This is a genomic window from Vibrio sp. Vb0888, assembly GCF_033338835.1.
Taxonomy (GTDB): Bacteria; Pseudomonadota; Gammaproteobacteria; order Enterobacterales; family Vibrionaceae; genus Vibrio; species Vibrio alginolyticus.
On sequence record NZ_JAWOTL010000077.1, the window covers coordinates 1 to 1,706 of the forward strand.

Below are 1,706 nucleotides of genomic sequence, written 5' to 3' on the forward strand. Positions count from 1 at the left end.
CTGTCGCAGTCACCGCTTGATGGTAAGAGGTGTGTACACGACCAGTTGAAGGGTTGATCATCTTCGGCAGCTTGTCTGTGTATGTCGACTTCAGCTTCGCTAAACCACGGTATTCTAGGATCAGTTTTGGCAGTGGGTAATCCAACGCAAGCTCTTGCAACACCTCTTCATTGGTTGAAGGTGTGCCAGATGGTGTCTTCTTCACAACAGGTAGGCCCATTTTTTCAAATAGGATAGCTTGCAGCTGCTTCGGCGAGTTCATGTTGAACTCTTGTTCTGCGATTTCGTAAGCTTTTTGTTCAAGCTCTTCTAAACGGGCTGCGATTTCTACCGATTGAGCGCTCAGTTTCATGTCATCAATCAGAACACCAGTGCGCTCAATGCGAGACAAAACAGGGACTAGCGGCATTTCGATTTCTTCGTAAACCGATTTTAACTTTTCATCTTGTTCGATGTTAGCAAACAGACGATTGTGCAGACGAAGCGTGACGTCTGCATCTTCTGCTGCGTATGGCGATGCTTGCTCAAGCTCAATTTGGTTGAAGGTCAGTTGGTTTTTACCTTTACCCGCGATTTGTTCGAATGAAATGCAGCTGTGTTGTAGGAAACGAAGTGCCAAGCTGTCCATGTCGTGTTTGCCGCCTACGCTGTTGTAAACGTAAGACGCCAACATGGTGTCGTATTTGATGCCTTTCATCTCGATGCCGTAACGTGCCAGCACAGACGCGTCGTATTTTAGGTTCTGACCGACTTTCGCTTGAGCGTCGTCTTCAAGAATCGGTTTCAGCTGCTCAAGAACCCAATCGCGATCCAGTTGCTCTGGCGCATCCAAATAATCGTGTGCGACAGGGACATAAGCCGCAATACCTTCATCGATAGCAAATGACAAACCGACGAGGTTCGCCACCATGTAATCAAGGCTGTCGGTTTCAGTATCAAAGGCAAACAACTCTGCCGCTTTGAGTTTTTCTAGCCACGCATTGAAAGAAGCTTCGTCCAAAATGGTTTCGTACTGACTGCGATCAATCGTTACCGCTGAGGTTTCCATTTCAGCATGCGAAGAAGATGATGATGCTTGCGCAGAGCCTGCAAGTTCAACCGCTTCGACAGTGCCTGAGCCGCCTTCAAGCAATTCGTTCAGCCAAGACTTAAACGTCAACTGACCATACAGTTTGATCAATTCGTCTTTGTTTGGCTCTGCTTTCAGTAGCGACTCTGGTGTTTCTTCCAGTTCCACATCCAGCTTGATGGTAGCCAGCTCATAAGACAGCATAGCGTTGTCTTTGTTGTCGACCAGCTTCTTCGCCATGGTTTTCGAACCGCGGAAACCAAGTGCCGCGATATCATCCAGATTTTCGTACAACTTAGTCAGGCCACCAATGCCTTGCAGCAAAGCGGTCGCCGTTTTGTCGCACACGCCCGGTACACCAGGGATGTTATCGACTTTATCGCCCATCAACGCTAGATAGTCGATGATCAACTCTGGCGGAATACCAAATTTTTCCACCACCCCTTCACGATCCATCACTACGTTCGTCATGGTGTTGATCAAGGTAATGTTGTCATCCACCAGCTGAGCCATATCTTTATCGCCAGTACTGATTAAAACAGGCATGCCTTGTTGCGAGGCTTGGTAAGCCAACGTACCGATGACGTCATCTGCTTCCACGCCAGGAACGCAGATCAACGGCAACCCCATCGCACGA

The 1,706-nt window shown here is 48.3% G+C and carries 1 protein-coding gene; it reads right to left on the reverse strand.

Annotated features, from left to right (window positions below; all coding sequences use genetic code 11):
- A partial coding sequence (locus tag R7P72_RS23935; protein WP_318110815.1) for a DNA polymerase occupies positions 1-1,706 on the reverse strand: 1,706 nt, incomplete at both ends.